The sequence below is a fragment of the Actinophytocola sp. genome (genome assembly GCF_036002505.1).
GTDB lineage: Bacteria > Actinomycetota > Actinomycetes > Mycobacteriales > Pseudonocardiaceae > DASYTH01.
This window is the reverse complement of the sequence record NZ_DASYTH010000138.1, coordinates 1-1804: the sequence shown is the minus strand read 5'-3', so window position 1 is coordinate 1804 and position 1804 is coordinate 1. Positions and strand designations below refer to the sequence as shown.

The window sequence follows — 1804 nt, the reverse complement described above, 5'->3', positions numbered from 1 at the left end:
GGGGTCACCGACCACCCGAGTGGGTCGTGGGTGGTCCAGCGGGCACGGGAGCTCTCGATGGAACGGGAGCGGGAAACAGCGGAGGGCACCACCGTGCCGCGGTTCCTCATTCGCGACCGTGACAGCAAGTTCACCCGCGCCTTCGACGGCGTGTTCGTGGCCGACGGCACTCGGATCATCACGACGCCGATCCAGGCGCCGAATGCCAATGCGTTCGCCGAGCGGTGGGTGCGGACGGTTCGTGAGGAGTGTCTGGATTGGATGCTGGTCTGGGGGCGGCGTCACCTTGAGCGCGTGCTCGGCGAGTACCTGCGGCACTACAACGACCAACGGCCGCACCGAGGCCTTGCGCTTCGCCCGCCGATGGGCATCGCCCTCGGATCCGTGCCGTCCGCTGTTGCGGTCACCGATAGGGTTCGGCGGCGGGATCGTCTCGGGGGTTTGGTGCACGAGTACTACCACGCTGCGGCATGACGTTCGGGTTTCTGAACCCTACGCGCATCCGCCACTCCAACTTCATCGAGCGCACCTTCGGTGAGACCCGCCGTCGGGTGACGGTGATCGGCCGGCTGCCGGGCGAGCGCACCTGCCTGTCGCTGGTGTGGGCGGTGCTGGACCGGGCCAGCCGCGGCTGGCGCGGGGTGCAGCAGACCCTCGGCTCGATCCGGCTGCTGGCCGAGCTTCGCCGTGAGCTGTTCGACCAGGCACCCACCGACGAGGAGGTGGTCGCCCAGACGGCTGTCACACCGGCTGCATAGCATCCCGATGAGGAGCCCGCGTCAGTCGGCTTTTACACCGCTTCCGGGACGCAACCCCGTCGCGCTTCGCGGCAGGTGCCTGGCACCACTCGGGACGGCGAGGCATGCGCCTGCCCTAACGTGCTCGACTGGCCGCCGACAGGATCTGGCCCGCCCGTGCGGCGGTGGTTCGCGGGTCAGGATGGCGGACTGCCGACTCGTGAAGCAAGGCCCGATCGGACTCACTGAGCGCGGCCAGGATGCTAGCCGCCGCCCGTACGTGCTGTGCACCCGCTCCGAGGATGGCCGCACTGCGTGGCTCGACTCGTGGCTCGTGCCCATCTCAGCCTGGTCATCGCTCATCGGTTCTTATTGTGCCGAACGGACCCGTGCGCTGCCCCCAGCGTCAGCCCGGCTCGTCGAAGCTGCCGAGGCGGCCGGCGGCGGCTGATCCGGTATCGCGGGGAACGTGACCTCGATGGACAGGCCGCCGCCGGTCCTGGCGCGAGCGGTGATCGCGGCGCCGTGGGCGGCGGCGATGGCATCGACGATGGACAGGCCCAGGCCGTGGCCGCTGTCATGGCGTACCCGACGTCCGTCGAGCCGCCGGAAGGGCTGGAACAGCCGGCCGACCGCCTCGGGCGGGATGGCCGGCCCGGTGTTGGCCACCGTCAGGACCGCGCGGCTGTCCCTGGCCGCGGTGCTGACCTCGACTTTCCCGCCGGCGACGTTGTGGCGCACGGCGTTGCCGACCAGGTTGGCCACCAGCCGTTCGGCCAGCAGCTTGTCGCCGAGCAGGGGCGCCGGCCTGGTGACGGTATCCACGGACAGGCCCTGGCGGGCGGCCTCGGGGCGGGCGGAGAGCAGGACCTCGCCGGTGATAGCCGCCAGGTCGACCAGCTCGCGCTCGCCGAGGCCGCCCTGGCTGCTGGCCAGGGCGAGCAGCGCCTCGATGAGGCGTTCCTGCTCGGCGTTGGAGTCGAGCACCTCCGCGGCGACACCGCGCCAGGTTTCGGCGGTGGTGCCGGGGTCATCCAGCGCGACCTGCAGCATGGCACGCTCCCGGG

General features: G+C 71.0%; 3 protein-coding genes. 2 read left to right on the top strand and 1 reads right to left on the bottom strand.

Going from position 1 to position 1804, the window contains the following annotated elements:
• Nucleotides 1–57: 57 nt before the first annotated feature.
• Both VGR06_RS11880 and VGR06_RS11875 read left to right on the top strand, forming a co-directional pair.
• Complete coding sequence (locus tag VGR06_RS11880) at nucleotides 58–474, top strand: integrase core domain-containing protein (RefSeq protein WP_327559080.1); 417 nt, start codon at nucleotides 58–60, stop codon at nucleotides 472–474.
• On the top strand, nucleotides 471–758 hold the full coding sequence (locus tag VGR06_RS11875; protein WP_327559079.1) for a hypothetical protein: 288 nt from the start codon (nucleotides 471–473) through the stop codon (nucleotides 756–758). The genes VGR06_RS11880 and VGR06_RS11875 overlap by 4 nt, the downstream gene beginning before the upstream one ends.
• Nucleotides 759–1106: 348 nt before the next feature.
• Here VGR06_RS11875 and VGR06_RS11870 read toward each other — a convergent pair.
• A partial coding sequence (locus VGR06_RS11870) for a HAMP domain-containing sensor histidine kinase (RefSeq protein WP_327559078.1) occupies nucleotides 1107–1804 on the bottom strand: 698 nt, incomplete at its 5' end.

What these genes read in the sequence shown, in the direction of transcription:
- VGR06_RS11875 (WP_327559079.1), top strand. Translation starts at nt 471, where the DNA reads ATGACGTTCGGGTTTCTGAACCCTACGCGCATCCGCCACTCCAACTTC.
- VGR06_RS11880 (WP_327559080.1), top strand. Translation starts at nt 58, where the DNA reads ATGGAACGGGAGCGGGAAACAGCGGAGGGCACCACCGTGCCGCGGTTC.